Consider the following 26,016-nt stretch of genomic DNA (forward strand, 5'->3'; position numbering starts at 1 on the left):
AAGCTTTTCCATGATCGTTAGTGCGCCTTGATGATGCGCGGTGCGGCGGGGGCCAGCGCGGCGCCCTGCCCTTCGTTCTTTTTCAGGTACTCGGTGAGGGCGTCGAGGTCGAGCATGCCGGTCTCGAGGCGCTTGCTGCCCTTGGCGAACTCGGGGAAGTTGTCGCCGCCTTCGGCCAGGAAGTTGTTGGCGACCACACGGTAGGTCTTGGCATCGTCGATGGCGGCGCCGTCCAGCTTGAGGCTGCCCGGGACCACGCGGCTGCCCACCGGGCGCTGCTCGTCCCACTGGTAGGTGAAACCGCGCGACACCTGCAGCATCGAGGTGCCCGACGCTGCCGGGCGCGCCCACTGCTGCTCCAGCAGCGTGCGCAGCTGGGCGCCGCTCAGGTCCATCACCACCAGCGTGTTCCCGAACGGGAGCACGGCCTGGACCTGGCCGAAGCTGGCCACCTTGTCCTCGCCCGCTTCCAGGTCCTTGCGGATGCCGCCTTCGTTCATGAAGCCGATCTGCGCGCCGTGCGTGCGGGTGGCGGCCAGCACGGCGTCGGCGATCACGCCGCCCAGCGCCGATTCGCCGGCCTCGTTGTTCTTGCGCAGTACCGGCGCGGCGCCCAGCTTCGCCACCGGGCGCGCGAGCGCGGCGCGGCTGCGCTCCTTCGCCGCGGCCACGAACGCGACCATCCGCGGGTCGGCCGGATACAGGCCGGGCGTCATGACCACGTTCTCCGCCTGCAGCTCGCTCACCGTGTCGGTACGCGGATCGACCTTCATCGAGATGCGCGTCAGCAGGTGGCCGGCGGTGGCGGCCTGGGTCACGGTGCGGCCCTCGACCTGGCACAGGTAGCCCTGGTGCGAGTGGCCCGAGATCACCAGCTTGATGGCCGGATCGAGCTTCTTGACGATGCCGACGATGGCGCCCTCCAGGCCGGTGCAGCCCGGCTGTAGCGGCGCGTCCCTGGTGATACCGCCCTCGTGTACCAGGGCGACGATCACGTCGGCGCCTTGCGCGCGCATGGCGGGAATGGCCTTGTTGATGGCCTCGGCCTCGTCGCCGAACTTCAGGCCGGCGATGCCCGAGGCCATCACCACCGAATCGGCGCCCTGCAGCACCACGCCGACCAGGCCGACCTTCACGCCCTTGACCTCTTCGATCCGGAAGCCGGGGATGAAGGGTTTGCCGGTGGCGCTGTCGATGACGTTGGCGGCCAGGTAGGTGAATTTGGCGCCGCCCCAGGACGGCGACCACTGGCAGGCCTTGGCCGGGCGCGGCGAGTCGCAGCCGCCGTGCTGCTGGCGCAGCAGTTCCTTGCGGCCGGCGTCGAATTCGTGGTTGCCGACCGCGCTCACGCGCAGGTCCAGCATGTTCATCGCCTCGATGGTCGGCTCGTCGGCCCACAGCGAGGACATCGCCGGGCTGCCGCCCACCAGGTCGCCCGCCGAGACGAACAGCAGGTCCTTGTCTTCCTTGCGCCAGGCCTGCAGCGCGGCCGCCACGGCTTCGAGGCCGCCGGCGCGGATCGCCTTTTCCCTGGCGCCGTCGGCGCCGGTGGGCACGTAGCGGCTCGGCTCGAGGTTGCCGTGGAAGTCGTTCATGGCGACCAGCTTGATGGTCACCGGTCCCTGGCTGGCGGTGCTGGCGCAGCCGGCCAGCAGCAGCGCCGTGGACAGGATGGTAAGGCGTGCGCAAGCGCGGGTCGAGACGGTCATGAAATCCTTTATTTATGCAAGCGGGCGCCGGCCAAGGCCGGCGTAAATCGCGGCATTATGGCATGCCGCCGCCGGCCCGGAAATCCTTACAGGCGGTGTCGTGGAGCGCGCGCGACAGCGAGCCACTCACTCTTATCAAATAAAAAACGGCCGGTGTTTCCACCGGCCGTTTTTGGCTTAGCTCAGGCTGCGAAGTCCGATTAGAACTCGTACTTCAGGGTTGCCTGGACAGCCCACTGCGACTCGCCCTTGTTCTGGCGGACGTTCAGGTCTTCGACGTTGTTACGCACTGCGTAGACGTAGCGGCCCTGTGCATCCAGGCCGACGACGTCGACGAAGCTGCGCGCCTGGCCGCCGGCCGACTGGAAGCCCACTTCCTCGATACGGCCCCACTTCTTGTTCAGCAGGTTGCCGAAGTTGAGGATGTCGAGCGAGAAGCTGGCCTTGTGCTTGCTCATGAAGCCCGGCAGTTCCTGGGTCAGCTTGACGTCGAAGCTGTTGGTCCATGGCGAGAAGGCGGTATTACGGCCCACCACGCCGCCGGCTGCCTTGCGCATTGCGGCGTTCGTGTTGACGATGCTCCAGAACTTCTGCTCGTTGGCATTGCTGGTCGCGGTGTCGCCGTAGAACACGACTTCGCCCGAACCGATCGCCGACGGGATGTACATCAGGTCGTTGCCGGCCAGGCCGTCGCCGTTCATGTCGTTGTTGACGGTCCAGCTGTACGGCTTGCCTTCACGGCCTTCATAGAACACGCCGAGACGGGTGCGGTAGTTGCCGAAGAAGCGCTTCTCCCACGACAGGCGGGCGTTGATACGGTCCTTCACCAGGTACGAGGAGTTCGACGCCACTTCCTCGTTCGGGTTGAAGACCGAGCGGCCGTTCCAGTTGGAACCCGAGGTCGACGAGGTCAGCGGCGACACTTCGGTCGCATTGGTGTGGCTATAGGCCACCGACCAGCCGAAGCCCTTGCGGGTCGGGCTCGTCAGCGACAGGGTCACGATCTGGGCGTCGCCCTTGTCGGTCGCCTTGGCCAGCATCACGTTGCCGTAGCTGTTGTTCGACAGCGCCTTGTTGACGGTACGGCAGTCGCGCGAAGTGCTCACCGCGTTGTTGGTGAAGGTGTAGCAGTTCGCATTCAGGCCGTCCGCGTTCCAGTACAGTTCGCGGCCATCCTTGCCGATGCGGGTCGGCGCGCCCAGGTTCAGGTTCTGGTAGTAGATCGCGTCCTTGTTCTGGGTCGCCAGCAGCTCGGCGCCGAACACCAGGCCGTTCCACGGCAGCTCATGTTCGAAGGCCAGGTTGGCTTTCCAGATCGACGGCTGCCTCAGGTCCGGTGACAGGATGTCGACGTTCGCTGCCGGGGTGGCGCCGGCAACCGACTTCTGCGCGTTGACGTCCGGGGTGAAGGTGCCGTCGGTTGCCGGGCAGCGGGTCGAGCTGGTGCTGCTGCAGGTCACGACGCGGGTAGCGACGCCCGGGTTCGAGAACGGATTCGACATCCACACGGTGGCCGCCGCGCCCTGGAACAGGCCGACGCCGCCGCGCAGCTGGGTCTGGCGAGCCGAGTCGAACTTGTAGTTGAAGCCGACGCGCGGCTGCCACAGCTTGTTGCCGTCGAAGGTGCGGGTGTTGTCGTAGCCGAAGCCGCCGGTCTGGCGGGCGAAGGTGGCTGCATTGCCGGCGATGACAGGCTGGGCGGCGGCGGTGTTGGCCAGCGGGGTGTTGTCCACGCTGGTCAGGTCCACGCGCACGCCTGCGCTGACGGTCAGGTTCTTGCTGACGGTCCAGTTATCCTGCAGGAAGACACCGGTGTTCTTCATCGTGAACTGGGCGATCGCGTTGCTCAGCGAACCGCCGGCGACCGGCAGCTGCACGGTGTACGACGACGGACGGCCACGGGTGAAGTTCTCGTAGATCGCGGCGTCGATCTGGGCCGCGCTCGCAGTGGCGCAGTTCACCGCACCGAAGGAGTAGGTGAAGTTGTTATCGCACTGGAAGGTGTAGTTGCCGTACACGTTCTGCAGGAAGGCGTTGTAGACCTCGTTCGAGGTGTAGTCCGCGCCGACCTTGAACTCGTGGTCGCCCCACAGGTAGTTGGCGCCTGCGTACAGGTCCAGGGTCTTGGTGCCCAGCACGTTGTTGTGACGGCTGTTTTCGGTACCGGTGTTCAGGAAACGGTTGCCGGTACGGGTGCCGCTCGGCGCGTCCGACGGCAGCGGGCCGCTGAACTGGAACGACATGGTCGGCAGGCGGGCGTTGTTGACCGGCACCGAATCATAGTCGCGCTGCGAGATCTTGAATTCGGTCGAGAAGTCCTGGGTCCAGTCCGAGAACACCTGGCCGACCAGGGTTTCGATGGTCTTGTCCTGGTTGTAGAACTGCGAGCTCAGCGAGACGCCGCTCTGCGAGAAGCCCGGGAAGATCGGCTCGTTCTGCGAGGTCTTCGAGTAGCGCAGGTTGGCGCGGTGATCGTCGCTGATGTTCCAGTCGAACTTGATCATGCGCTCTTCCGACTTCATCTTGGTGCCGCTTGGCACTTCAGTACCGCCGAGGTCGATGTTGTAGACGCGCGAAGCGATGTCCTTGACTGCCGCGATCTGGGTCGGGCTGATGCCGACGGTGGTGCCGGAACCCGAGCCGATGGCGCCGAAGTCCGGCGAGCTGCGGCTGCTTTCGTGGTTTTCAGCCAGGGCGAAGAAGAACAGCTTGTCCTTGACCAGCGGGCCGCTGACCCACAGGCCCTTGGTGTTTTCCTTGAAGGCCGGGGCTTCGCTGTATTCGCCGGTGGTGGCGTTGAAACGGTCGCCGACCAGGTTGTCGTCACGGGTGACGTAGTAGGCGCCGCCGTGGTACACGTTGGTGCCGGACTTGGTGACGGCGTTGACGTTGGCGCCGGTGTAGCCGCGCTGGGTCACGTCGTAGTTGGCCACGTTCACCTGCACCGAGGCGATCGCTTCCATCGAGATCGGCTGGCGGGCGGTCGGGCTGCCGTTGGCTTCCAGGCCGAAGGTGTCGTTCACGGCCACGCCGTCGATGGTCATCGAGTTGTAGCGCGAGTTCTGGCCCGCGACCGACATCTCGCCGCGTTCCTTGTCGGTCTGCGACACGCGCGGATCGAGACGCGCGAAGTCTTGCAGGTTGCGGTTGATCGATGCCTGGGTTTCCAGGTCGGCCTTGCTGATCGCGGTGACCGAACCCATGGTGTTGCGCGAGAAGATCTCCGAGCGCGCTGCCGAACCGGTCACGGTCACGGTCTGCATCTGCTGGCCCAGGGTGGCGTCGACCGATGCGGTCTCTGCCAGCTCGACGAACACGTTTTCGCGGCGCTCGGTGACGCCGTCCTTGGTGATCACGATGGTGTAAGGACCGCCGACACGCAGGCCGCGTGCGACGTAGCGGCCTTCCGCGTCAGTCGTGACATTGCTGACAGAACCCGACTCGGCGTGAACGATCGACACCTGGGCGCCGGCTGCCGGCTTGCCGTCGGCTGCGGAAATACGGCCGCCGATGGCCGAGGTGGTGTTCTGTGCAAACGACGGCGACGCCGCCAGTGCAACCGACAAAGCCAGCGCCAACTTAGTGAGCCGGATCTGTTGTTGAGTGATCATCGATAACCCCAAAAAGAACTTTAGTTATTTATGGACACCCGGCGGGTGTCCCTCTTCAGTACTGCAACCGTTATTTGCCTCGGTGCGCCGCGCGACCTGCGGCCTGGGCCGGCCGACTAGCGGCGGCGATTGTAGCGTTCCTATATGTCAACGGAATGACGCGGTAGCGGACACTTCGATACGGACTCCCACACATCACGCGAGCCAATATGCATCAGTGTTAACAACCCGGCAAATTCGTTTTCGCTTAGCTATTTAGATCTTCGAGATATAAATAAACTGCGGGACGTTGTAGTTACGCTACAAACTGACAATGCTTATGAGCAAATCTCAAGGCCGGATTATACGGATCGCGTTCTGGAGCGAAATTGTTTTGATGAAATATTCATCAAACCTGAGATATGACAAGATTTTTTGTAGCGAGATGGCCACAAAAATTGACTTAATGACAATCCATGGTCAAAAAGTCACTAATTTGGCGTAACCGGAAAGCGGTCCGGACTCGCGTCCGGACCGTGTAGGAAGGGTCAATGCACCTGCTTGGCGGTCTTCGCAAACTGGGCAATCCGGGCTTCGAAGGCCGCAAATCGGCTGTCGAGCTGGCGGGTCAAACGTTGCTTTTCCGCCACTGGCAGGAAGGCATAGCGGATGCTGGCGTACGACGCTTTCTTCATTTCCGCATAGCTCGGCTTGTAGCGGCTGGCGAACAGCACGTACTCGTTGGACAGTGTGTGGCGGGTCACGCCGGCGTCGTCGGTCGAGATCACGTAGGGCACACCGTATTTACGGTACAGGTTGATCGGGTGGTTCGCCCCTTCGATGCCGCTGATGAAGGCGTTCGAGGTCAGGTTGATCTCGACCGGGATGTCTTCGTCGCGCATCTTTTTCATGATCGCCGGCGCATTGGTCTCGTGCACCAGGTCGAGGCCATGGCCGATGCGCTGCGCGCCCGCCACCACCAGCGCCTGGTCGATGTGGAACTTCAGGCCTTCCGGCGGCACGTCGCCCAGGGCCAGCTCGCCGGCGTGCATCGCCACCTTGACGTCCGGGTACTTGGCGCGCAGGAAGCGGAACATCTTCATGTGCAGGGCGTAGTCGCGCATGGCGATGTGGCTGCTTTCCTGGCCGACGATGTTGACGCCCACGATCTTGTCGCTCGCGAGGTCCGACTTGAAGGCGGCCATCATCGACGAGAACACCAGCGAGGGACTCATCAGGCGGAATACATAGGTCTGGTAGCGCATGGTGAAGCGCTCGTCGTCGATGCCTTCGGCCGACTCGTGGACCGTGCCCACGAACTTGGCGATCGACTTGCCGAACCCGGGGTCCTGGTCCAGGGCCGCCCAGGCGGCGGCCAGCTGGGCCTCCAGCGCGGCGTCATTGCCGGCGTTGGCCGCGGCCTGCTTGTCGAAGTCCGGGTTCGGCAGCGCGGGCGCCGACTTGAACATGGTCTCGATATAGCCCACGTTCTCGGCGATGGCGCGCTTCTTGAGTTCCTGCAGGCCTTCGTGGAAGTTCGAGTTCGACACCGGGCCGAAATAGCCGAAGGTCTGGAAGAACAGGCGGTCCGGCGGCGGCTGCAGGGCGCCGTGGTTGGCGAAGTCCTTGTTCGACCAGCGCTGCAGCAGCTCGCGCCAGGTATGGTCGTCGGCGTAGATCTCGGCGCCCGTCAGGCAGCTGCGCTCCGCGACCGGCTTGGCGCGCTCGGCGGCGACGACTTCCTTCCTGGTCTCGATCCGGTAGCTCTGCTTGTTCACGCAAAAGCCCTGCTTGTCGACGAAGTCGATGTACTGCTCGACGTAGATCGCGCCCGAGTAATGGTGGTGCAGGTCGCCGCCCTTGGGCATCTGGGTGAAGAACATGGTCAGCTCGGCCAGCTTGGGTTCGCCCGCGATCAGGGAAGCGTAGTGCCTGGAGGTGGCGGCCTCGTTGGCGCCCGAGGCCGGGCCCTTGGCCAGGGCCGGCTGGGCCGCGACGGCCAGCGCCAGCAACGCGCCGGCGGTCAGTTTCATGGTCATGTGGTGCTTTCTGGTGGCGGCGCAATCGGCGCCGGGGACGCGGCAACTCTAACTGCTTCGTTCAATGTTGGCAATATTGCTGGGGTTGGGCTGACACTGATCAGGCAAACTTGGGTCCCCGCCTGCGCGGGGATGACGTTGTTTAGTCGTGCGAGAGCTCCAGTACTGCAGCTTCGGACACGCACTTTGGAACGTCATCCCGGCGAAGGCCGGGATCCAAGTCACTCGCCCCGCCCGTGCACCTTGCGTCCGCCCGAGTAGGTCTCCTCCACCGCCCTGTCATCGCCCAGCAGCGCCAGCGCGAACAGCAGCTCCTCCAGCGACTCGCAATGCGAGCTCCTGCGCGCCATCAGCGGCGTCGCCTTCGGATCCAGCACCACGAAATCCGCCTCGCAGCCCGGCGCGAAGCTGCCGATCGTGCCTTCCAGGCGCATGCTGCGCGCCGCGCCCAGGGTGGCCAGGTAGAACATGCGCAGCGCCGGCAGGTAGCTGCCCTTCAGGCGCGCCACCTTGTAGGCTTCGTTCATGGTCTGCAGCATCGAGAACGAGGTCCCCGCCCCCACGTCGGTGCCCAACGAGAGCTGCACCCGGGCGCCGTCGGCGCGCTCGAAGTCGAACAGGCCGCTGCCAAGGAACAGGTTGGAAGTGGGGCACACCGCCGCCGCCGAGCCCGTGGCCGCCATGCGCGCGAAGTCCTCGTCGTCGAGCCAGATGCAGTGGCCGAACAGGGCGCGCGGGCGCATCAGGCCGAAGCGTTCGTAGACGTCCAGGTAGCTGCGCGCCTGCGGGAACAGCTCGCCCACCCAGTGGCATTCGTCCTTGTTCTCCGACACGTGGGTCTGGATGAAGGTGTCCGGGTACTGGGCCGCCAGCTCGCCGGTCAGCTTGAGCTGGGCCTCGGTCGAGGTCGGGGCGAAGCGCGGGGTGATCGCATACAGCGCGCGGCCGCGCTTGTGCCACTTGTTGATCAGGGCTTCGCTTTGTCCCAGCTGGCCCTCGACGTCGCGCAGGAAGTCCGGGCAGTGGCGGTCCATCAGCACCTTGCCGGCCACCATGCGCAAGTTGCGCGCCTCGCTGGCCTCGAAGAAGGCGTCGACCGAAGCCGGATGCACGGTGCAGTAGACCACGGCGGTGGTGGTACCGCAGCGCAGCAGCTCGTCGAGGAAGAACTCGGCGGTCGCGCGCGCATGCGCCGGGTCCTCGAAGCGGCGCTCGGTCGGGAAGGTATAGGTCTCCAGCCAGGGCAGCAGGCCCGGGGCCGGCGAGGCGATCATGTCGGTCTGCGGGTAATGCAGGTGGGTGTCGACGAACCCGGGCGTGATCAGCTTGCCGCGGTAGTCGAGCGGCGTCACACCGGGCGGCAAGCTTGGGGCGAGTTGCGCGTAGTCGCCGGCGGCCTTGACGCAGCCATCCTCGACGACCAGCAGGCCGTCCTCGTGCCAGGCATGGGCCTTGTCGTCGAAGGCCGGATCGGCGTGAAAGTGCAGCAAGCTCGCACGGTAGGCTTGCACGTTGTGCGGTGCGGTGGACATCAGTTGGGTTCCGAAGAAGGTTCAGGGTGCGCGGCCGCTTCCCACAGGGACAGCAGCTGGGCCGCGACGGAGGCCGCGATCACGGCCGGCGCCTTGCCGGCGATGCCGGGCAGGCCGATGGGACAGGCCATGGCTTCGATGCGCGGTTCGGGAATGCCTCGTTCGCGCAGGCGGTGCTCGAACTGGCGGCGCTTGGTGTCGGAGCCGATCAGCCCGTACCAGTCTGGCGTTTGCGTCACCTCGGGGCGAGACAGTATCGCGTGCGACAGGCGCAGGTCAAGTGCATGGCTGTGGGTCATGACCAGGAAGGTGGTTCCGCGTGGCGCTTTTTCAACAAGCGCCTCCGGCGTGTCGGTCGCCTCGACCGTCACGTTGGCCGGCACGTCCGCCGGGAAGGCCTCCTCGCGCTCGTCGACCCAGGTCACGCGGCAGGGCAGCTCCGCCAGGGCGCGCACGATGGCCGCGCCCACGTGGCCGGCGCCGAACAGCATCAGGTGGGCGCGCGGCGCCGGCACGGCGTCGGCCAGCCAGCGCCGTCCGCCCTCCTCCGCCAGCACATGGGTGCCGGCCGCACGGTCGAACGCGGGACCGGCTTGCCCCGCCAGCAGCCGTCCGGCGCCGTCGAACAGACCCCATTGCGGCGCGCCGTCGAGCGCCACCAGGCGCCAGCTGTCCTCGTTGCGGCGCGCATCCAGCAGCGCCAGCTGCGCCGCATCGGCCGGCTCGAAGGCCAGCCAGGCGACGCCGCCGCAGCACTGGCCCAGGCTGGGGCCGAGCGGGAAGCGTTCCAGGCAGGGACCGACGCCCGCGCCATCGCGCAGCATGGTGCGCGCGATGTCGAGCGCACGGTGTTCGAGGTGGCCGCCGCCGATGGTGCCGCGGAAGCTGTCCGCTTCTACCCGCATGCGCGCGCCGGCCTCGCGCGGCACGGAGCCTTCCACGCGCGCGACCGTCACCAGTACCGCCGGCGCATCCAGCCCGGCTGTCAGCCAATCGATCATTCAGGCGCCCTGCTGGGTTGCAGATTCACTGGCGGTCTCGACGGCGGCATTGACCATCGATACGGCCTTGAGGATCTCCTCGCTGGTCGCCGGCGCATTCAGCGGCGGGTTGACCTTGTGGCCGCCCACCGCCGAGATGGCGTCTCGGATCGCGAAGAACACCGAGAACGGCAGCAGCAGCGGCGGTTCGCCCACCGCCTTGGAGCGGTGGATGCTGTCCTCGACGTTGGCGTTCTCGAACAGCTTGACGCGGAAGTCTTCCGGGCAATCCGACACGCCCGGGATCTTGTAGGTCGAGGGTGCGTGGGTCATCAGCTTGCCGGAGGCGTTCCACCACAGCTCCTCGGTGGTGAGCCAGCCCATGCCCTGGATGAAGGCGCCCTCCACCTGGCCGATGTCGATCGCCGGATTCAGCGAACGGCCGGCGTCGTACAAGGCGTCCGCACGCGCCAGCTTCCATTCGCCGGTCAGGGTGTCGACCACCACTTCGGCCACCGCCGCGCCATAGGCGTAGTAGGAGAAAGGATGGCCGGTCATGGTTTTCGGGTCCCAGTGCAGGCCGGGAGTGGCGTAGAAGCCGTCCGACCACAGCTGGACCCGCGCCAGGTAGGCCTTGGCGACCAGTTCGCCGAAGGGCAGCGCCAGGCCGTTCACGAACACGGTGTCGGCCGCGAAGCGTACTTCGCTGGCCGACCCGCCGTACTGACGCGCGGCGAACTCCGCCAGGCGTTCGCGGATGGTGCGCGCCGCATCCTGGGCCGCCTTGCCGTTCAGGTCGGCGCCGGTGGAGGCCGCGGTGGCCGACGTGTTGGCGACCTTGCCGGTGTGGGTGGCGGTGGCGCGCACCCGTTCCAGGTCCACGCCCAGTTCGTGGGCCACCACCTGCATCACCTTGGTGTTGATGCCCTGTCCCATCTCGGTGCCGCCGTGGTTGACCAGGATCGAGCCGTCCACGTAGACGTGCACCAGGGCGCCCGCCTGGTTCAGGTGGGTGACGTTGAAGGCGATGCCGAACTTGACCGGCGTGAGCGCCAGGCCTTTTTTCAGCACCGGGCTGGCGCGGTTGAACGCGTCGATGCCGGCGCGGCGCGCGCGGTATTCGCTGCTGCTTTCGAGTTCCGCGACCAGTTCGTGGATCACGTTGTCGACGATTTCCTGGCCATAGGGCGTGACGTTGCGCTCGCTGCGGCCGTAGAAGTTCAGGCGCCGGATGTCGAGCGGATCGCGGCCGAGATTGCGCGCGATCTCGTCGATCACGTACTCGATGGCGATCGCGCCCTGCGGCCCGCCGAAGCCGCGGAAGGCCGTGTTCGACTGGGTATTGGTCTTGCCGCAGGCGGCGCGGATCTCGACGTCGGACAGGTAATAGGTGTTGTCGAAGTGGCAGACGGCGCGCGTGGCGACCGGTCCCGACAGGTCGGCCGAATAGCCGGCGCGGGTGACCATGTCGACCTTGGCCGCGACGATGCGGCCCGATTCGTCGTAGCCGACTTCGTACAGGTAGTGGAAGCAGTGGCGCTTGCCGGTGACCAGCATGTCGTCGTCGCGGTCGGCGCGCAGCTTGACCGGACGGCGCAGGCGCGCGGCCGCGATCGCCGCGGCGCTGGCCCACAGGGCCGACTGCGATTCCTTGCCGCCGAAGCCGCCGCCCATGCGGCGGCACTCGACCGTCACATGGTGCGAATGCAGGCCGAGCGCGTGCGCGACCACGTGCTGCATCTCGCTCGGATGCTGGGTCGAGCAGTAGACGTGCATGCCGCGGTCCTCGCCCGGCACCGCATAGGCGATCTGGCCTTCGAGGTAGAACTGCTCCTGTCCGCCCACATACAGCTCGCCCTTGACCACATGGATAGCAGACGAAAAAGCTCGTGCGGCGTCGCCGCGGGACAAATGCATCGGCGGCAGCACATAGGATTCGGCGGCGCGTGCTTCCTGCGGGGTCAGCACGGCCGGCAGGTCTTCGTAGCCAACCTGGGCCAGGCGCGCCGCGCGGCGCGCATTGTCGTGGGTGTCGGCCACCACGATGAAGATCGGCTGGCCCACGTACTGCACCAGGCCGTCGGCCAGGATCGGGTCGTCGTGGATGATCGGCCCGCAATCGTTGGTGCCCGGGATATCGTCGGCCGTGAACACCGCCACCACGCCGCGGCTGGCGCGCACGGCGTCCAGGCCGATCGCGTTGACGCGCGCGTGCGGGCGCGCCGACAGGCCCAGGGCCGCGTGCAGGGTGCCCGCGAGTTCGCGGATGTCGTCGGTGTAGGTGGCCTGGCCGAGCACGTGCAGCTCGGCCGATTCGTGGAAGCGCGCGCGCCCCACTTCCTTCCAGGTTTTCAGTTCGGGTACCACCGAGTCGTTCATGCCGCACTCCCTGCCGCCGCGAAGGCGTTGACGCTGCTGGCCGGCAGCGGGTTGTCGAGGCGCGTCTCGAACCAGAAGCGGCGCAGCAGGTTCTGCGCGGCCTGCATGCGGTAGCTGCTGGAAGCGCGCATGTCGCTCAAGGGCGCATAGTCCTGAGCCAGGGCCGCCATGGCGGCGCGCAGGCTAGCCTCGTTCCAGGGCTTGCCGGCCAGCAGCGCCTCGGCCGTGGCGGCGCGCTTGGGCGTGGCGGCCATGCCGCCGAAGGCGATGCGGGCGCTGGCGATGGTGTCGCCGATCAAGGTGAAGGCAAAGGCCGCGCACACCGCCGAGATGTCCTGGTCGAAGCGCTTGGCCAGTTTATAGGTACGGAAGCGCACCCCGGGACGCGGCAGCGGCACGCGCAAGGCCTGCACGAATTCGCCCGGGCGCAAGTCCTTCTGCTGGTAGCCGAGGTAGAAGTCCTCCAGCGCCAGCACGCGCCGGCTGCCGCCGCTGCCCAGCACCACCTGGGCGCCGAGGGCGATCAGCCAGGGCATCGAGTCGCCGATGGGCGAGCCGTTGGCGACGTTGCCGCCCAGGGTGCCGGCGTTGCGGATCGGGAGCGAAGCGAAGCGCTGCCACAGCTCGCCCAGTTCGTCCGGGTAGTGCCTGCACACGGCGGCGTAGGCGTCTTCCAGGCTCAGGCCGGCGCCGATTTCCAGCATGCCGTCCTGCTCTGCGACCGTCTTCAGGGCCTCGATCTGGCCCAGGTAGATCACCTCGTTCAGCTCGCGCATCTGCTTGGTGACCCACAGGCCGACGTCGGTTGAGCCGGCCAGCAGCACGGCCGCCGGATGGGCGGCGCGCAGGCTGGCAAGTTCCTCGAGCGTGCGCGGCACATGGAAGCGCTGGCCGTGGGCGGTGTAGGAAAAGCCGTGGCTGCGCTGCAGCCCGCGCAGGCGCTCGGCCAGGGCCCGACGGTCAAAAGCAACCGGCGGCAGCTCGGCCATGCGGCGCGCGGCGTCGATGATGGGCCGGTAGCCGGTGCAGCGGCACAGGTTGCCCGACAGGGCGTCGTCGATCTGGCAGCGCGAAGCCGGCTTGCCCTCCTGCTTGAGGTACATGCCCCACAGCGACATGGCGAAGCCCGGGGTGCAGAAGCCGCACTGGGAACCGTGGCACTCGACCAGGGCCTGCTGCACGGGATGCAGCGCGCCGTCCGGCTGTTGCAGGTCTTCCACGGTGAACAAGGCCTTGCCGTCCAAGGTGGGGGTGAACTGGATGCAGGAATTCACGGCCTTGAGCGCGAGCTCGCCGTCCTCGAGCGAACCGATGACCACGGTGCAGGCGCCGCAGTCGCCTTCGGCGCAGCCTTCCTTGGTGCCCGTGCAATGCAGATCCTCCCGCAGATGCTGCAGGATGGTTTGCGTGGGCGCGGCGTCACGGATTTCGTGGACGGCGCCGCGGTAGAAGAATCGGATCGGTTCTGACATGCTGGTCTCGCAGTGACTGGGCAAAGGACTTGGCTCACCCCAAGGGCGGAAGGCTACCATCCGCGACCGCCCCTCATATATTCCCAGGATGATATTGCTTATCATTAAAATCCAATATCATGCCGGGCGCGTCCTTCCTTCATTCTAGGCAAGGGTGAACGCTTTTCCAGTGATTCGCGATATCGATGCGGCGCGCCACCCAGACATGCTGGTGGCGTCCCACGTAATCGAGGAAGCGCGCCAGCGCGGCCGCCCGCCCCGGCCGCCCCACCAGGCGGCAATGCAGGCCGATCGACAGCATCTTCGGCCGGTCCAGCCCGTTCGGATCCCCTTCCGCATACAGCAGGTCGAAGGCGTCCTTCAGATAGTCGAAGAACTGGGTCCCTGAATTGAAGCCTTGCATGGCGGCGAAGCGCATGTCGTTGCTGTCCAGGGTATAGGGCACCACCAGGTGCGGCGTCGTGTGCGAGGCGCCGTCCGGCCCCGTGTGCTCGACCCGCTGCCAGAACGGCAGGTCGTCGCCGTAATGGTCGGCGTCGTAGGCGAAGCCGCCATGCTCGACCACCAGGCGCCGGGTGTTGGGCGAATCGCGCCCCGTGTACCAGCCCAGCGGCGGCGCCCCGGTGAGCTCGCGGATGATGTCCACCGCCTCGCGCAGGTGGGCGCGCTCGGTGGCCTCGTCCACGTTCTGGTAGGAGATCCAGCGCAGGCCGTGGCAGGCGATCTCGTGGCCCAGCTCGCGGAAGGCGGCCACCGCCTCGGGATTGCGCTTGAGCGCCATCGCCACCCCGAACACGGTCAGCGGCAGGCCGCGTTCCTCGAACAGGCGCAGCACCCGCCACAGGCCGGCGCGCGAACCGTATTCGTAGAGCGACTCCATGCTCATGTGGCGCATCGGGAAGGCGCTGGCGCCGATGATCTCGGACAAGAAGGTTTCCGAGGCCGGGTCGCCGTGCAGCACGCTGTTTTCCGCGCCCTCCTCGTAATTCAGCACGAACTGCAGGGCGATGCGGGCGCCGCCCGGCCATTGGGCATGGGGCGGATTGCGGCCGTAGCCGACCAGGTCGCGCGGATAATTGGCGTAGGTATCCATAGGAAACAGGGAGGTGGGTATATGGACGATCATATATTGCAGGAAGCACAAGGGTATATGATAGTCCGCATACGGCAGTTCATCGTTCACATATAGGAGCCATATGGGCAAGCTGTCCACCCACGTCCTCGATACCGCCCACGGCCGTCCCGGCGCCGGGGTCAAGGTCGACCTGTACGCCGTCGCCCCTGAAGGCCGCACGCTGCTCAAGAGCGCGCTGACCAATGGCGACGGACGCTGCGACGGGCCCCTGCTCGAAGGCGAGCAGCTGCGCAGCGGGCAATACGAGCTGGTGTTCCATGCGGGCGACTATTTCGCGGCCCAGGGCGTGGACCTGCCCAGCCCGCGCTTCCTCGACCGGGTGACGATCGCCTTCGGCGTGTTCGATCCCGGACAAAACTATCATGTGCCGCTGGTGGTGACGCCCTGGTCCTACTCGACCTACCGCGGAAGCTAGCAATTCTGGCGGTGGCGGCCGGGCGTGGATCGCCGTAGGATTTACGGAAATCATCCCGGAGCCCGCCATGCACGCCAGCGCATCCCCTCCCTACGAACCGGCCCAGCCATTCGGCATTGCCGTCTGGCGCATCGGCGCCGGCCTGGTCCAGGGCCTGGTTCTGGCCCTGCTCTACCAGGCCGGCCAGGACCGCGCCTGGCCGGCTACCGAGCCCCTGCTGTTCGCGCCGCTGCTGCTGGCGGCGGCCCTGGTCCCCATCATCCTGATCAGCGGCCTGGGCCAGCTGAGCCGGCGCCAGCTCCTGCTCTGGTGCGGCACGGCCGCGGCGCTGATCGTGCTGCTGGCCGTCTACGACGCCTGGGACCAGCTGGGTGCGGCCAATCCCGCCCACCTGGACGGCAAATGGCAGCCCGCCATGCCGTCCGGGCAGCTGTGCGTGTTCATGGTCGCGGGCTTCTTCATCGCCCACGCGCTGGTGCTGTCCGGCGCGCAGGAGGGGCGCAGGATCGCTTCTTACACCACCTATTTCGAGCTGGCCTGGAAGCTGGGCGTGCAGCTCGCCTTCTGCGGCCTGTTCGTGGGCGCCACCTGGCTGGTGCTGCATCTAGGCGCCGCGCTGTTCATGCTGGTGAAACTGGATTTCCTGCACCAGGCCATCCAGAAGCCGTGGTTCGCGATTCCCGTGACCGCTTTCGCGTTCTCCTGCGCCATGCACCTGACCGACATGCGGCCGGCGCTGGTGCGCGGGATCCGCAACCTGCTGCTGGTGCTGCTGTCCTGGGTCCTGCCGGTGCTCACCCTGCTGGTCGGGGGCTTCCTGTGCAGCCTGCCCTTCACCGGGCTGGACGCGCTGTGGGCGACCAAGAGCGCCGGCGCCGTACTGCTGGGCGCGGCCGCCGCCTTCGTCATCCTCGTCAACGCCGCCTGGCAGGACGGCGGCGCGCCGGCGGCCCGGCCGGTCGCGCTGGCGGCCAGGGCAGCCGGCCTGCTGCTGGTGCCCGTGGTCCTGCTGGCCATCTACGCCCTGGCCTTGCGGGTACAGGATCACGGCTGGACGGGCGACCGCGTGATCGCGGCCGCCTGCATGCTGGTAGCGAGCTGCTACGCGGGCGGCTATGCGGCAGCCAGCCTGCGCCGCGGCTGGCTGCCCAGCCTCGCCGGGGTCAACATCGGCGCCGCCTTCGTGGTGCCGGCCGTGCTGCTGGCGCTGTTCTCGCCGCTCGCCGATCCGGGCCGCCTGTCGGTAAACGACCAGCTGGCCCGGCTGCGCGAGGGCAAGGTGACGGTGGCCGCATTCGACTTCGCCTACCTGCGCTTCCATGGCGGGCGCTACGGACGCGAGGCGCTGGACCAATTGGAAGCCCAGGCCACAGGCCCGGACGCGGCCCTGCTGCGCTCGCGCATTGCCGCGGTGCGCACGATGCGCAGTCCCCATGACGCCCTGCGCGACCCGGTCAGCCTGGCCGCCAACCTGCGCGTCTGGCCGGCGGGCGCCCGCCTGCCGCCCTCCTTCCTGGCCATGGACTGGCTGAAGGCAAAGGAGCTGGGGACGATGCCGGAATGCCTGCGCCGCCCGGGCCTGCGCTGCGACGCCTTCCTGGTCGACATCGACGGCGACGGCGGGCCGGAAGTGCTGCTGGTCGGCGAAGGGTGGCCGAAGTCGGCGCTGATGGACGAGACGGCGCCGGGGCACTGGCGCATGAGCGCCGAGCTGGCGCCGGTCCCCTTGTGCGAAGCCATGCGCCAGGCCCTGCGCGAAGGCAAGTTCCGGACCGTGCCGCCGCTGCTGGCCGATCTCGAGATCGCCGGCCAGCGCATCCCGCTGCAGCGCAGCGGCAGCCGCGCAGCCCCCTGCCCGCCCGCCCCTGGCGCCCAGCAGGACGCGGCCCGGCAGTGAAACTTGCTATGCTGGATCCCACCGCGTCAGGAGAGCACATGTCGCTGCACATCGTTCATTTCATCGGGCCCATCAACCACAGTTCCGCCTGCGCCGTGCGCAATTGCTGCCTGCAGGCGCTACAGAACGGCGCGACCGAGATCGAACTGCACATGTCCACCGAAGGCGGCAACATGACGGCCGGCTTCGCGCTCTATTTCTTCCTCAAGTCGCTGCCGCTGCCGCTCACCACCCACAACATCGGCAGCGTCGAATCGGTCGGCGTGGTGATCTTCCTGGCCGGGCAAAAACGCTATGCCTGCCCGGGCACGCGCTTCCTCGTCCATCCCCTGCACTGGGGTTTCGGCAGCCTGGTGGCGGCCGACCATTCGCGCGTGTCCGAGTGGCGCGACTGCCTCGATTTCGACGCCGAGCGCTACGCCAGCATCTTCGTCGAGGCCACCCGCGAAGCGGGCCATGAAACCGACATCCGCGCCAACCTCACCGGCAACGCCCGCATATTTACAGCCGAGGAAGCGGTGCAGTCAGGCATCGTGCACGACGCCAAACAGGCGCGCCTGCCCGCGGCGGGTACAACTTGTCATTGGTGGAACTAACTGACAAGCTTCTGTTTCAAAGGCACAACGATTCCGTTAGCAAATTGTAGAGGAATCTCTCCAATTGTCATAAATCTGTTGCTGTGAAAATTGCCGCGTAGATAGAATCAATTCCAAGATTCACAGCGCCGGCAATTCGCTGCCCGCCGTCGGCGCCTCCCTTCCAACGAGCAGCTCACGTAACGAAGCCTTTATGAACAAGAAGATTCTCGCCAGCTTGCTGGCACTCCCGCTGGTCATGCCCGCGGTGAACGCACAGGAGACCTCCGGTCTGTCGGCCATCAAAGTCAGCGGCTTCGGCACTGGCGCCGTGACCTGGACCAATGAAGAGCGCGCCGAATTCGTGCGCCCGAACCAACCCAGCGGCGCTGCGGACAACGTCCGCACCGGCGTCGATTCGAACCTGGGCCTGCAGGCCGACATGCCGGTCAACAGCTGGCTGTCGCTGACCGGCCAGGTGCTGGTCCGCAAGGACGCCGAAGAGCATTTCGGCGCCGAACTCGGCTGGGCATTCGCCAAGGCGCGCATCAGCGACAACCTGAGCGTGCGGGTGGGCCGTGTCGGCCTGCCGGTGTTCATGATTTCCGACTACCGTAACGTCGGCTACGCCAACACCATGCTGCGTCCGCCGGCCGAGATCTACTCGCAGGTGCCGTTCAACAGCATCGACGGCGCCGATATCACCTGGCAGCACGGCTTCGGCGACACCAGCCTGACCTCGCAACTGGCCTACGGCAGCGTCAAGTCGCCGCTGGCGGGCGACGTCCACGCCAAGGGCAAGCAGATCATCGCCCTCAACGTGTCGGCCGAACACGGTCCGTTCATCGTGCGCGCCGGCCATGCCCGCACCAAGGTCAGCGTCGAAGACTCGACCTCCCTGAACACCCTGGTGGCGGGCCTGCGCGCCGCCGGCGCCGGCTACCGCTTCCCGACGCTGGCTCCGCTGGCCGCCGAGATCGAAGCCAAGGAAAAGCAAGCTCACTTCAGCTCGGTGGGCCTGGCCATGGATTGGAACAACATCGTGGTCCAGACCGAATTCGCCAAGCGCAAGACCAAGACCTACATCAACGACACCACCTCGTGGTATGTGATGGGCGGCTACCGCATCGGCAAGTTCCTGCCTTACTACACCCACTCGACCCTGAAGATCGACAGCGCCATCGTCAACACCGTCCCGGCAGCCTGCCCGGCCGGCTACCCGGCGGCCTGCACCCCGACCATGCAGGCGCTCGGCGCCGGCGTGCGCCGCCTGCCGAACGTCGGCGTCGGCCAGGGCGAGCAGACCACCGACAGCATCGGCATCCGTTGGGACTTCGCCAGCTCGGTGGCCCTGAAGGCGCAGATCGACCGCGTCAAGCCGAAGAACGGCACCGGCCTGTTCGTCAACCCGCAGCCAGGCTTCAGCGGCCCGGTCACCGTGGGCGCCGTCGCCCTCGACTTCGTGTTCTAAGGAGCGGGCGATGAAAAAACTGATGCTGGCCGCAATCGCGGCAACGGCCTTCGGCGCAGCCGCGCCGGCGATGGCCGAAGTGGTGGTCGTGGTGAACGCCAAGGCGGCGGAATCGACGATGAGCAAGGAACAGGTCGCCCAGTTCTTCCTGGGTAAGTCGACCGCGATGACGCCGATCGACCAGACCGAATCCGCGCCGATCCGCGCCGAGTTCTACAAGAAGGTGGCGGACAAGGACGCGGCCCAGGCCAAGGCCCTGTGGTCGAAGCTGGTGTTCACCGGCAAGGCCACGATGCCGAAGGAAGTCGGCGACAGCGCCGCCGTGAAGGCCGCGCTCGCCGCGAATCCGAAGGCCATCGGCTATATCGACAAGAGCGCAGTGGATGCGACCGTGAAGGTCGTCTACACCGCCCAATAAGCCGGGAGCATTCGGCTGTTACTACCCGCCGCGGCCTCTCCTGGCCGTCGGCGGGTCACGCATTCTGGAGACAAGCATGAGCATCAAGCGCAGGATCTGGGCACTGCCCGTCATTTCCGCCATTATTTTCGGCCTTGGGGCCGGCGCCAGCGCCATGATCGCGACCGGCGCGCTGGATTCGATCACCACCACCGAGAGCGTGGACTATCCGGTGCTCGATGCCTCCAAGGCCTTGTCCCTGGACGTGGCCGCCGTTACCGACGGCCTGCAGGACGCGGTCGCCGAGGGCGACAAGGAAAAAATCGCCGAAGTCGGCGAACATGCCGCCAAGCTGCGCGGCAAACTCGACAAATACAGCCAGATCCCGGGCCAGCGCGAGACCTTCACGCGCCTGGGCAAGGAATTCGACGCCTATTACGCTCCCGCCCTGTCGTCGGCCCGCATCATGCTCGAAATGGAGCAGGGCGACGCGCAGGCGGCCGTCGGCAAGATGCAGGCGGCCCTGGCCATCCTCAACAAGGACCTGGCCGCCACCAACGAAGCGGCCAAGCGCCAGTTCACCGCGGGTATCGCCAGCAGCAAGGAAAGCGTCAACAAGGTATTGAGCGCGATGATCGTCACCGCGCTGATCGTGATCGCCTGCCTGGCGCTGGTGTCGTGGTTCGTGGTGCGCACCATCTGGCAGCAGCTGGGCGGCGAGCCCGAGTATGCACGCGAGATCGCCCAGGCGGTCGCCGCGGGCGACCTGTCGATGGAAATCCGCACGGACGCCGGCGACAACGCCAGCCTGCTGGTGGCGCTGAAGGAAATGCGCGCCCGCCTGGCGACCCTGGTGGCCGAGATCAAGACCTCGGCCGACACCATCGCCAGCGCCAGCGGCGAGATCGCCACCGGCAACGCCGACCTGGCGCGCCGCACCGAATCGCAGGCCTCGAGCCTGGACCGCACCACCCGTGCGATGGAAGAGCTGACCGGCGCCGTGCGTCAGAACGCGATGAACGCGACCGAAGCGAATACGCTGGTGGAATCGGCGACCAGCATCGCCACCCGCGGCGGCCAGGTGGTCGGCGGCGTGGTGAACACCATGGGCGACATCAACACCTCGGCCAAGAAGATCGTCGAGATCATTTCGGTGATCGACGGCATCGCCTTCCAGACCAACATCCTGGCGCTGAACGCCGCCGTGGAAGCGGCGCGTGCGGGCGAACAGGGCCGCGGTTTCGCGGTGGTGGCGGGCGAGGTGCGCAACCTGGCCCAGCGCAGCGCCGCGGCGGCCAAGGAGATCAAGGAACTGATCGGCGACTCGGTGGCGAAGGTAAACGCCGGCAGCGCGCTGGTGGACGAAGCCGGCGTGACCATGGGCCAGATCGTGGAATCGGTGCGCAAGGTCCAGACCATCATGGCCGAGATCAGCGCCGCGGGCACGCGCCAGAGCGCGGGCATCGAGGACATCGGCCGCGCGATCACCAGCATCGACGAGATGACCCAGCAGAACTCGGCCCTGGTCGAGGAAGCCTCGGCGGCGGCGGAATCGCTGACCGAGCAGACCGGGCAGCTGACGGGAGCGCTGTCGGTGTTCAAGCTGGGCGATACGCCGGTGCTGTCGTCGAATGTGGGGAAGCAGCGGCTGGCCTTGCGCTAAGTTGCTTGTCTTTTCCGGAAGCCGCCTTTGGGCGGCTTTTTTGTTTTTGGGGCTGCTCAAACAAACTTGGGTCCCCGCCTTCGCGGGGATGACGTTTCTACGTGCGTGTCCAAAACTGCTGAGGTGACATTCAACCCGCTCTTATTGACGTCATCCCCGCGAAGGCGGGGACCCAAGTTCGCCCGCGCACCACCGCGCCCAACCGCGCCGCGCCCTCCCCCCGCTTGCACCCCTCCCCCTCTTGCCCTAAAATCAATTCCCCAGCCCGCTACCCCAGCCAGCCTTGGATACCATCCCCCTCTGGGTGCTCGTCCTCGCACTCGCCCTCCTGATCCTGCTGTCCGCCTTCTTCGCCATGGCCGAAACGGCCCTGATGGCGTCCAACAAGTATCGCCTGCGCCACCTGGCCGAGCGCGGCAACCGCGGCGCCGTCACGGCGCTCTGGCTGCTGGCGCGCACCGACCGCTTCCTGTCGCTGGTCCTGATCGCCAACATCCTGCTGAACGCCCTGGCCGCCGCCCTGGTCACGGTGGTCGCGATCGACATGTATGGCGACGAGGAAAGCGTGATCGCGGCCGCCGCCGCGCTCATTGCCTTCCTGCTGATCGTGTTCGCCGAAGTGGCGCCCAAGACCGTGGGCGCCACCTATCCGGAACCGATCGCCATGGCCACCAGCCTGCCGCTGCAGGCCTTGCTGCGCCTCGCCAAGCCGGTGGTGGGCTTCGTCAACCTGTTCGTGCGCGCCCTGCTGCGCTGCTTCCGCATCCGCACCGGCCTCGACGCGCCCCAGAACCGGCTGTCGCCCGAGGAACTGCGTTCGATCGTGCTGGAGAGCGGCAACTTCGTGCCGCAAAAGCACCGCAGCATCCTGCTCAACCTGTTCGACCTGGAATCGGTCACGGTCGACGACATCATGACCCCGCGCCCCCAGATCGAAGCCCTGAACCTGGCCGCGCCGATCGCCGTCATCCTTGACGAACTGACCACCTGCTACCACAACAAGCTGCCGGTCTTCGAGGGCGAGATCAACCGCATCGTCGGCATCCTGCACGTGCGCAAGGCCGTCGGCCTGCTGCGCGAACCCGACGAACTGAGCAAGGACCACCTGCGCGAACTGCTGGTCGAACCCTATTTCATCCCGCAGGACACCGGGGCCCTCGACCAGCTGCAGCAGTTCCAGGAACAGCGCGAGCGCATGGGCATCATCGTCGACGAGTATGGCGAGGTGCAGGGCCTGGTCACCCTCGACGACATCATCGAGGAAATGATCGGCAACTTCACCACCTCGATGCCGGGCGGCGCGCGCGACGCGGTCGGCTGGAACGCCAAGGGCGAATGCCTGCTCGAAGGCAGCACCCCGCTGCGCGACATCAACAAGCAGCTCGGCCTGTCCCTGCCCCTGGACGGACCCAAGACCATCAACGGCCTGCTGCTGGAGCAGTTGCAAGACATTCCCGAAGCGCCGATCTCGCTCAGGATCGGGCCCTGCGTGATCGAAGTGGTGCAGGTGCAGAACCAGGCCATCAAGGTCGTCAAGCTGCTGCGCCCCGCCGCGTCAAGACGCCTGCTCCCTTTCTGAGCGATCCTGCCCCCGGCGCGGCTGCGTCGGTGCCATTTCGTCTACGTGGCGCGGACGCATCTTATGCACAGCAAATGCTTTACAAATTTGATGCCTGTAGGCATCATCCAGAGGGTCCGCCGGTGGGTCACGCGCGCCCGGCGTCCTAGTTGCATCCCCTAAAACCACGGCTCCGCACGGTTCCCTATGGCAGCAGTCCTCCCCAATACGACCACAGGCACGACGCTGTCGGGGCTGGCGCGCGCGCTGGTCCAGGCGGGCCGCCTGAGCATGGCCCAGGCGGATGCCCTGCAAAAGAAATCGGCCGCCGACAAGACCGCCTTCATCGACGCCCTGCTCGCCAGCGGCGCGATCGACGCCGGCGCGCTGGCCGTGTTCTGTTCCGAAACCTTCGGCTATCCCCTGTTCGACCTGTCGGCCTTCGCGCTTGAATCGCTGCCGGCCACCGCCATCGACGGCAAGCTGATGCAGGCGCAGCGCGTGATCGCCCTGGCCAAGCGCGGCAACAAGATGTCGGTAGCCCTGTCCGACCCGACCAACAGCCAGGCCCTGGACCAGATCAAGTTCCAGAGCGAAGCCTCGGTCGAGCCGGTGATCGTGCCCCACGACGCCCTGCTGGCCCTGCTTGCCAGCCTGTCCAAGAGCGCCGAGCAGAGCCTGAACGAACTGGCCGGCGAGGACGCCGACATCGAGTTCGCGGAAGAAGATGCGCCGGTGGCGGCGGTCGATACCGCCAACGAGGTCGAGGACGCGCCGATCGTGCGCTTCCTGAACAAGATCCTGATGGACGCGGTGCAAATGGGCGCCTCGGACATCCACTTCGAGCCGTTTGAAAAATTCTACCGGATCCGCCTGCGCGTGGACGGGGTGCTGCGCGACCACGCCACGCCGCCGCTGTCGATCCGCGAAAAGCTGGTGTCGCGCATCAAGGTGCTGGCGCGCCTGGACATCGCCGAAAAGCGCGTGCCCCAGGACGGCCGCATGCGCCTGATCCTGTCGCCGACCCGCACCATCGACTTCCGCGTCAGCACCCTGCCCACCCTGTTCGGCGAGAAGACGGTCATGCGTATCCTCGACGCCACCCAGGCGCAGATGGGCATCGACGCGCTCGGCTACGATCCGGACCAGAAGGCGCTACTGCTGGACGCCATCACCCGTCCCTACGGCATGGTGCTGGTCACCGGCCCGACCGGTTCCGGCAAGACCGTGTCGCTGTACAGCTGCCTGAACCTGCTGAACAAGCCCGGCATCAACATCTCGACCGCGGAAGACCCGGCCGAGATCAACCTGCCCGGCGTGAACCAGGTCAACGTCAACGACAAGGCCGGCCTGACCTTCCCGGTGGCCCTGAAGTCCTTCCTGCGCCAGGATCCGGACATCATCATGGTCGGCGAGATCCGCGACCTGGAGACCGCCGACATCGCGATCAAGGCCGCGCAGACCGGCCACATGGTGTTCTCGACCCTGCACACCAACGATGCGCCTTCGACGCTGACCCGCCTGATGAACATGGGCGTGGCGCCCTTCAATATCGCCTCGTCGGTGATCCTGATTACCGCGCAGCGCCTGGCGCGCCGCCTGTGCACCTGCAAGCAGCCGATCGAGATCGGCCACGACGCCCTGCTGGCGGCGGGCTACCGCGAGCACGACCTGGACGGCGCCTGGAAACCCTACGGCCCGGTCGGCTGCGACCGCTGCCTGGGTTCCGGCTACAAGGGCCGGGTCGGCATCTACCAGATCATGCCGATCTCCCCGGCCATCGAGGCGCTGATCCTGGCGAACGGCAACGCGATGCAGATCGCCGAGCAGGCCGAGAAGGAAGGCGTGAATTCGCTGCGCCGCTCGGGCCTGATGAAAGTGAAACAAGGACTGACCAGCCTCGAGGAAGTGCTCGGCTGCACCAATGAATAGGAACGATATGGCAACTTCCGCACCCACCCGCAGCCGCGCCGGCGCCCAGGTCAAGGAACAGGTCTACGCCTGGGAAGGCAAGGACAAGACCGGCAAGACGGTACGCGGCGAGCTGCGCGCCGGCGGCGAGGCGATCGTCAACGTGACCCTGCGCCGCCAGGGCATCATGGTCACCAAGGTCAAGAAAAAGGTCTACCGCAGCGGCAAGAAGATCACCGACAAGGACCTCACCATGTTCACGCGCCAGCTGGCGACCATGATGAAGGCCGGCGTGCCGCTGCTGCAATCCTTCGACATCGTCGGCAAGGGCCACGGCAACCCGTCCATGTCCAAGCTGATCCTGGACCTGCGCGCCGACGTCGAGACCGGCACCAGCCTGAACAACGCCTTCCGCAAGTACCCGGTGTATTTCGACCCGCTGTTCTGCAACCTGGTGGGCGCGGGCGAACAGGCCGGTATCCTGGAAGACCTCTTGACGCGCCTGGCGATCTACAAGGAAAAGACGCTGGCCCTGAAGAGCAAGATCAAGTCGGCCCTGACCTACCCGATCGCGATCCTGGCGATCGCCTTCGTGGTCACCGCCGTGATCATGATCTGGGTGGTGCCTGCCTTCAAGCAGGTGTTCCAGAGCTTCGGCGCCGACCTCCCGGCGCCGACCCTGATGGTGATGGCGATCTCGGAATTCTTCGTCTCCTGGTGGTACCTGATCTTCGGCGGCATCTTCGGCAGCATCTATTTCTTCTTCCAGGCCTGGCGGCGCTCGCTCAAGATGCAGCAGGCCATGGACCGGATCCTGCTGCGCCTGCCGATCTTCGGCCCGGTGATCCGCAAGGCCACCATCGCGCGCTGGACCCGCACCCTGGCGACCATGTTCGCCGCCGGCGTGCCCCTGGTCGAAGCGCTCGACTCGGTCGGCGGCGCCTCGGGCAACGCGGTCTACCTGGACGCGACGCGCAAGATCCAGACCGAAGTCAGCACCGGCACCAGCCTGACCATGGCGATGCAGAACGCCGACGTCTTCCCCAACCTGGTGACCCAGATGGTCCAGATCGGCGAGGAATCGGGTTCGCTCGACGCCATGCTGGGCAAGGTCGCAGACTTCTTCGAAGCCGAGGTGGACGAGGCGGTCGCCGCCCTGTCCTCGCTGATGGAACCCCTGATCATGGTGATCCTGGGCGTGCTGATCGGCGGCCTGGTGGTGGCGATGTATCTGCCGATCTTCAAGCTGGGTTCGGTGGTTTGATCGGCTTATGCCGGTTCTCGGAATACCTC

The 26,016-nt window shown here is 66.4% G+C and carries 17 protein-coding genes; 9 read left to right on the top strand and 8 right to left on the bottom strand.

Going from position 1 to position 26,016, the window contains the following annotated elements; genetic code table 11:
* Window positions 1–17: 17 nt before the first annotated feature.
* The 8 genes from V7778_RS09090 to puuE form a co-directional block, all read right to left on the bottom strand.
* A complete protein-coding gene (locus V7778_RS09090; protein ID WP_335554164.1) occupies window positions 18–1,709 on the bottom strand; it encodes a bifunctional metallophosphatase/5'-nucleotidase in 1,692 nt (563 codons plus the stop codon).
* 200 nt (window positions 1,710–1,909) lie between these two features.
* Entirely contained in the window at window positions 1,910–5,320 is a 3,411-nt protein-coding gene (locus V7778_RS09095; RefSeq protein WP_335554168.1) for a TonB-dependent receptor, read from the bottom strand.
* A gap of 527 nt (window positions 5,321–5,847) precedes the next feature.
* Complete coding sequence (locus V7778_RS09100; protein WP_335554169.1) at window positions 5,848–7,338, bottom strand: adenosine deaminase; 1,491 nt, start codon at window positions 7,336–7,338, stop codon at window positions 5,848–5,850.
* A 221-nt stretch (window positions 7,339–7,559) separates the two neighbouring features.
* Window positions 7,560–8,870, bottom strand: a complete 1,311-nt coding sequence (guaD, locus tag V7778_RS09105) for a guanine deaminase (RefSeq protein WP_335554172.1) — start codon at window positions 8,868–8,870, stop codon at window positions 7,560–7,562.
* Complete coding sequence (xdhC, locus tag V7778_RS09110; protein WP_335554177.1) at window positions 8,870–9,871, bottom strand: xanthine dehydrogenase accessory protein XdhC; 1,002 nt, start codon at window positions 9,869–9,871, stop codon at window positions 8,870–8,872. Before xdhC ends, guaD begins: the two co-directional genes overlap by 1 nt.
* A complete protein-coding gene (gene xdhB, locus V7778_RS09115) occupies window positions 9,872–12,229 on the bottom strand; it encodes a xanthine dehydrogenase molybdopterin binding subunit (RefSeq protein WP_335554180.1) in 2,358 nt (785 codons plus the stop codon).
* Window positions 12,226–13,701, bottom strand: a complete 1,476-nt coding sequence (gene xdhA, locus V7778_RS09120; RefSeq protein ID WP_335554183.1) for a xanthine dehydrogenase small subunit — start codon at window positions 13,699–13,701, stop codon at window positions 12,226–12,228. The genes xdhB and xdhA overlap by 4 nt, the downstream gene beginning before the upstream one ends.
* Window positions 13,702–13,840: 139 nt before the next feature.
* Complete coding sequence (gene puuE / locus V7778_RS09125) at window positions 13,841–14,794, bottom strand: allantoinase PuuE (RefSeq protein ID WP_335554186.1); 954 nt, start codon at window positions 14,792–14,794, stop codon at window positions 13,841–13,843.
* Between the two features lie 103 nt (window positions 14,795–14,897).
* Between puuE and uraH the strand changes: the two genes are divergently transcribed.
* The 9 genes from uraH (at window position 14,898) to V7778_RS09170 (ending at window position 25,987) form a co-directional block, all read left to right on the top strand.
* Window positions 14,898–15,251: a hydroxyisourate hydrolase gene (gene uraH / locus V7778_RS09130; RefSeq protein ID WP_335554188.1), complete on the top strand. Its 354-nt coding sequence runs from the start codon at window positions 14,898–14,900 to the stop codon at window positions 15,249–15,251.
* Window positions 15,252–15,318: 67 nt separating this feature from the next.
* The gene (locus V7778_RS09135) at window positions 15,319–17,148 is read left to right on the top strand and encodes a DUF4153 domain-containing protein (RefSeq protein ID WP_335554192.1); all 1,830 of its coding nucleotides are present in this window, start codon (window positions 15,319–15,321) and stop codon (window positions 17,146–17,148) included.
* Window positions 17,149–17,186: 38 nt separating this feature from the next.
* Window positions 17,187–17,744 carry a ClpP family protease gene (locus tag V7778_RS09140; RefSeq protein WP_335554195.1) on the top strand — a complete coding sequence of 186 codons (558 nt, stop codon included), beginning with the start codon at window positions 17,187–17,189 and terminating at the stop codon, window positions 17,742–17,744.
* Between the two features lie 193 nt (window positions 17,745–17,937).
* Window positions 17,938–19,194 carry a hypothetical protein gene (locus V7778_RS09145; RefSeq protein ID WP_335554197.1) on the top strand — a complete coding sequence of 419 codons (1,257 nt, stop codon included), beginning with the start codon at window positions 17,938–17,940 and terminating at the stop codon, window positions 19,192–19,194.
* Window positions 19,195–19,204: 10 nt separating this feature from the next.
* Entirely contained in the window at window positions 19,205–19,612 is a 408-nt protein-coding gene (locus tag V7778_RS09150; protein ID WP_335554199.1) for a hypothetical protein, read from the top strand.
* A gap of 76 nt (window positions 19,613–19,688) precedes the next feature.
* Window positions 19,689–21,254: a methyl-accepting chemotaxis protein gene (locus tag V7778_RS09155; protein ID WP_335554202.1), complete on the top strand. Its 1,566-nt coding sequence runs from the start codon at window positions 19,689–19,691 to the stop codon at window positions 21,252–21,254.
* Window positions 21,255–21,537: 283 nt separating this feature from the next.
* Window positions 21,538–22,833 carry an HlyC/CorC family transporter gene (locus V7778_RS09160; RefSeq protein ID WP_335554205.1) on the top strand — a complete coding sequence of 432 codons (1,296 nt, stop codon included), beginning with the start codon at window positions 21,538–21,540 and terminating at the stop codon, window positions 22,831–22,833.
* Window positions 22,834–23,019: 186 nt separating this feature from the next.
* The gene (gene pilB, locus V7778_RS09165; protein ID WP_335554207.1) at window positions 23,020–24,744 is read left to right on the top strand and encodes a type IV-A pilus assembly ATPase PilB; all 1,725 of its coding nucleotides are present in this window, start codon (window positions 23,020–23,022) and stop codon (window positions 24,742–24,744) included.
* Window positions 24,745–24,751: 7 nt separating this feature from the next.
* Entirely contained in the window at window positions 24,752–25,987 is a 1,236-nt protein-coding gene (locus tag V7778_RS09170; RefSeq protein WP_335554210.1) for a type II secretion system F family protein, read from the top strand.
* Window positions 25,988–26,016 lie beyond the last annotated feature (29 nt).

Origin of the sequence: Massilia sp. DD77, assembly GCF_036961685.1 — a bacterium.
Taxonomy (GTDB): Bacteria; Pseudomonadota; Gammaproteobacteria; order Burkholderiales; family Burkholderiaceae_D; genus Telluria.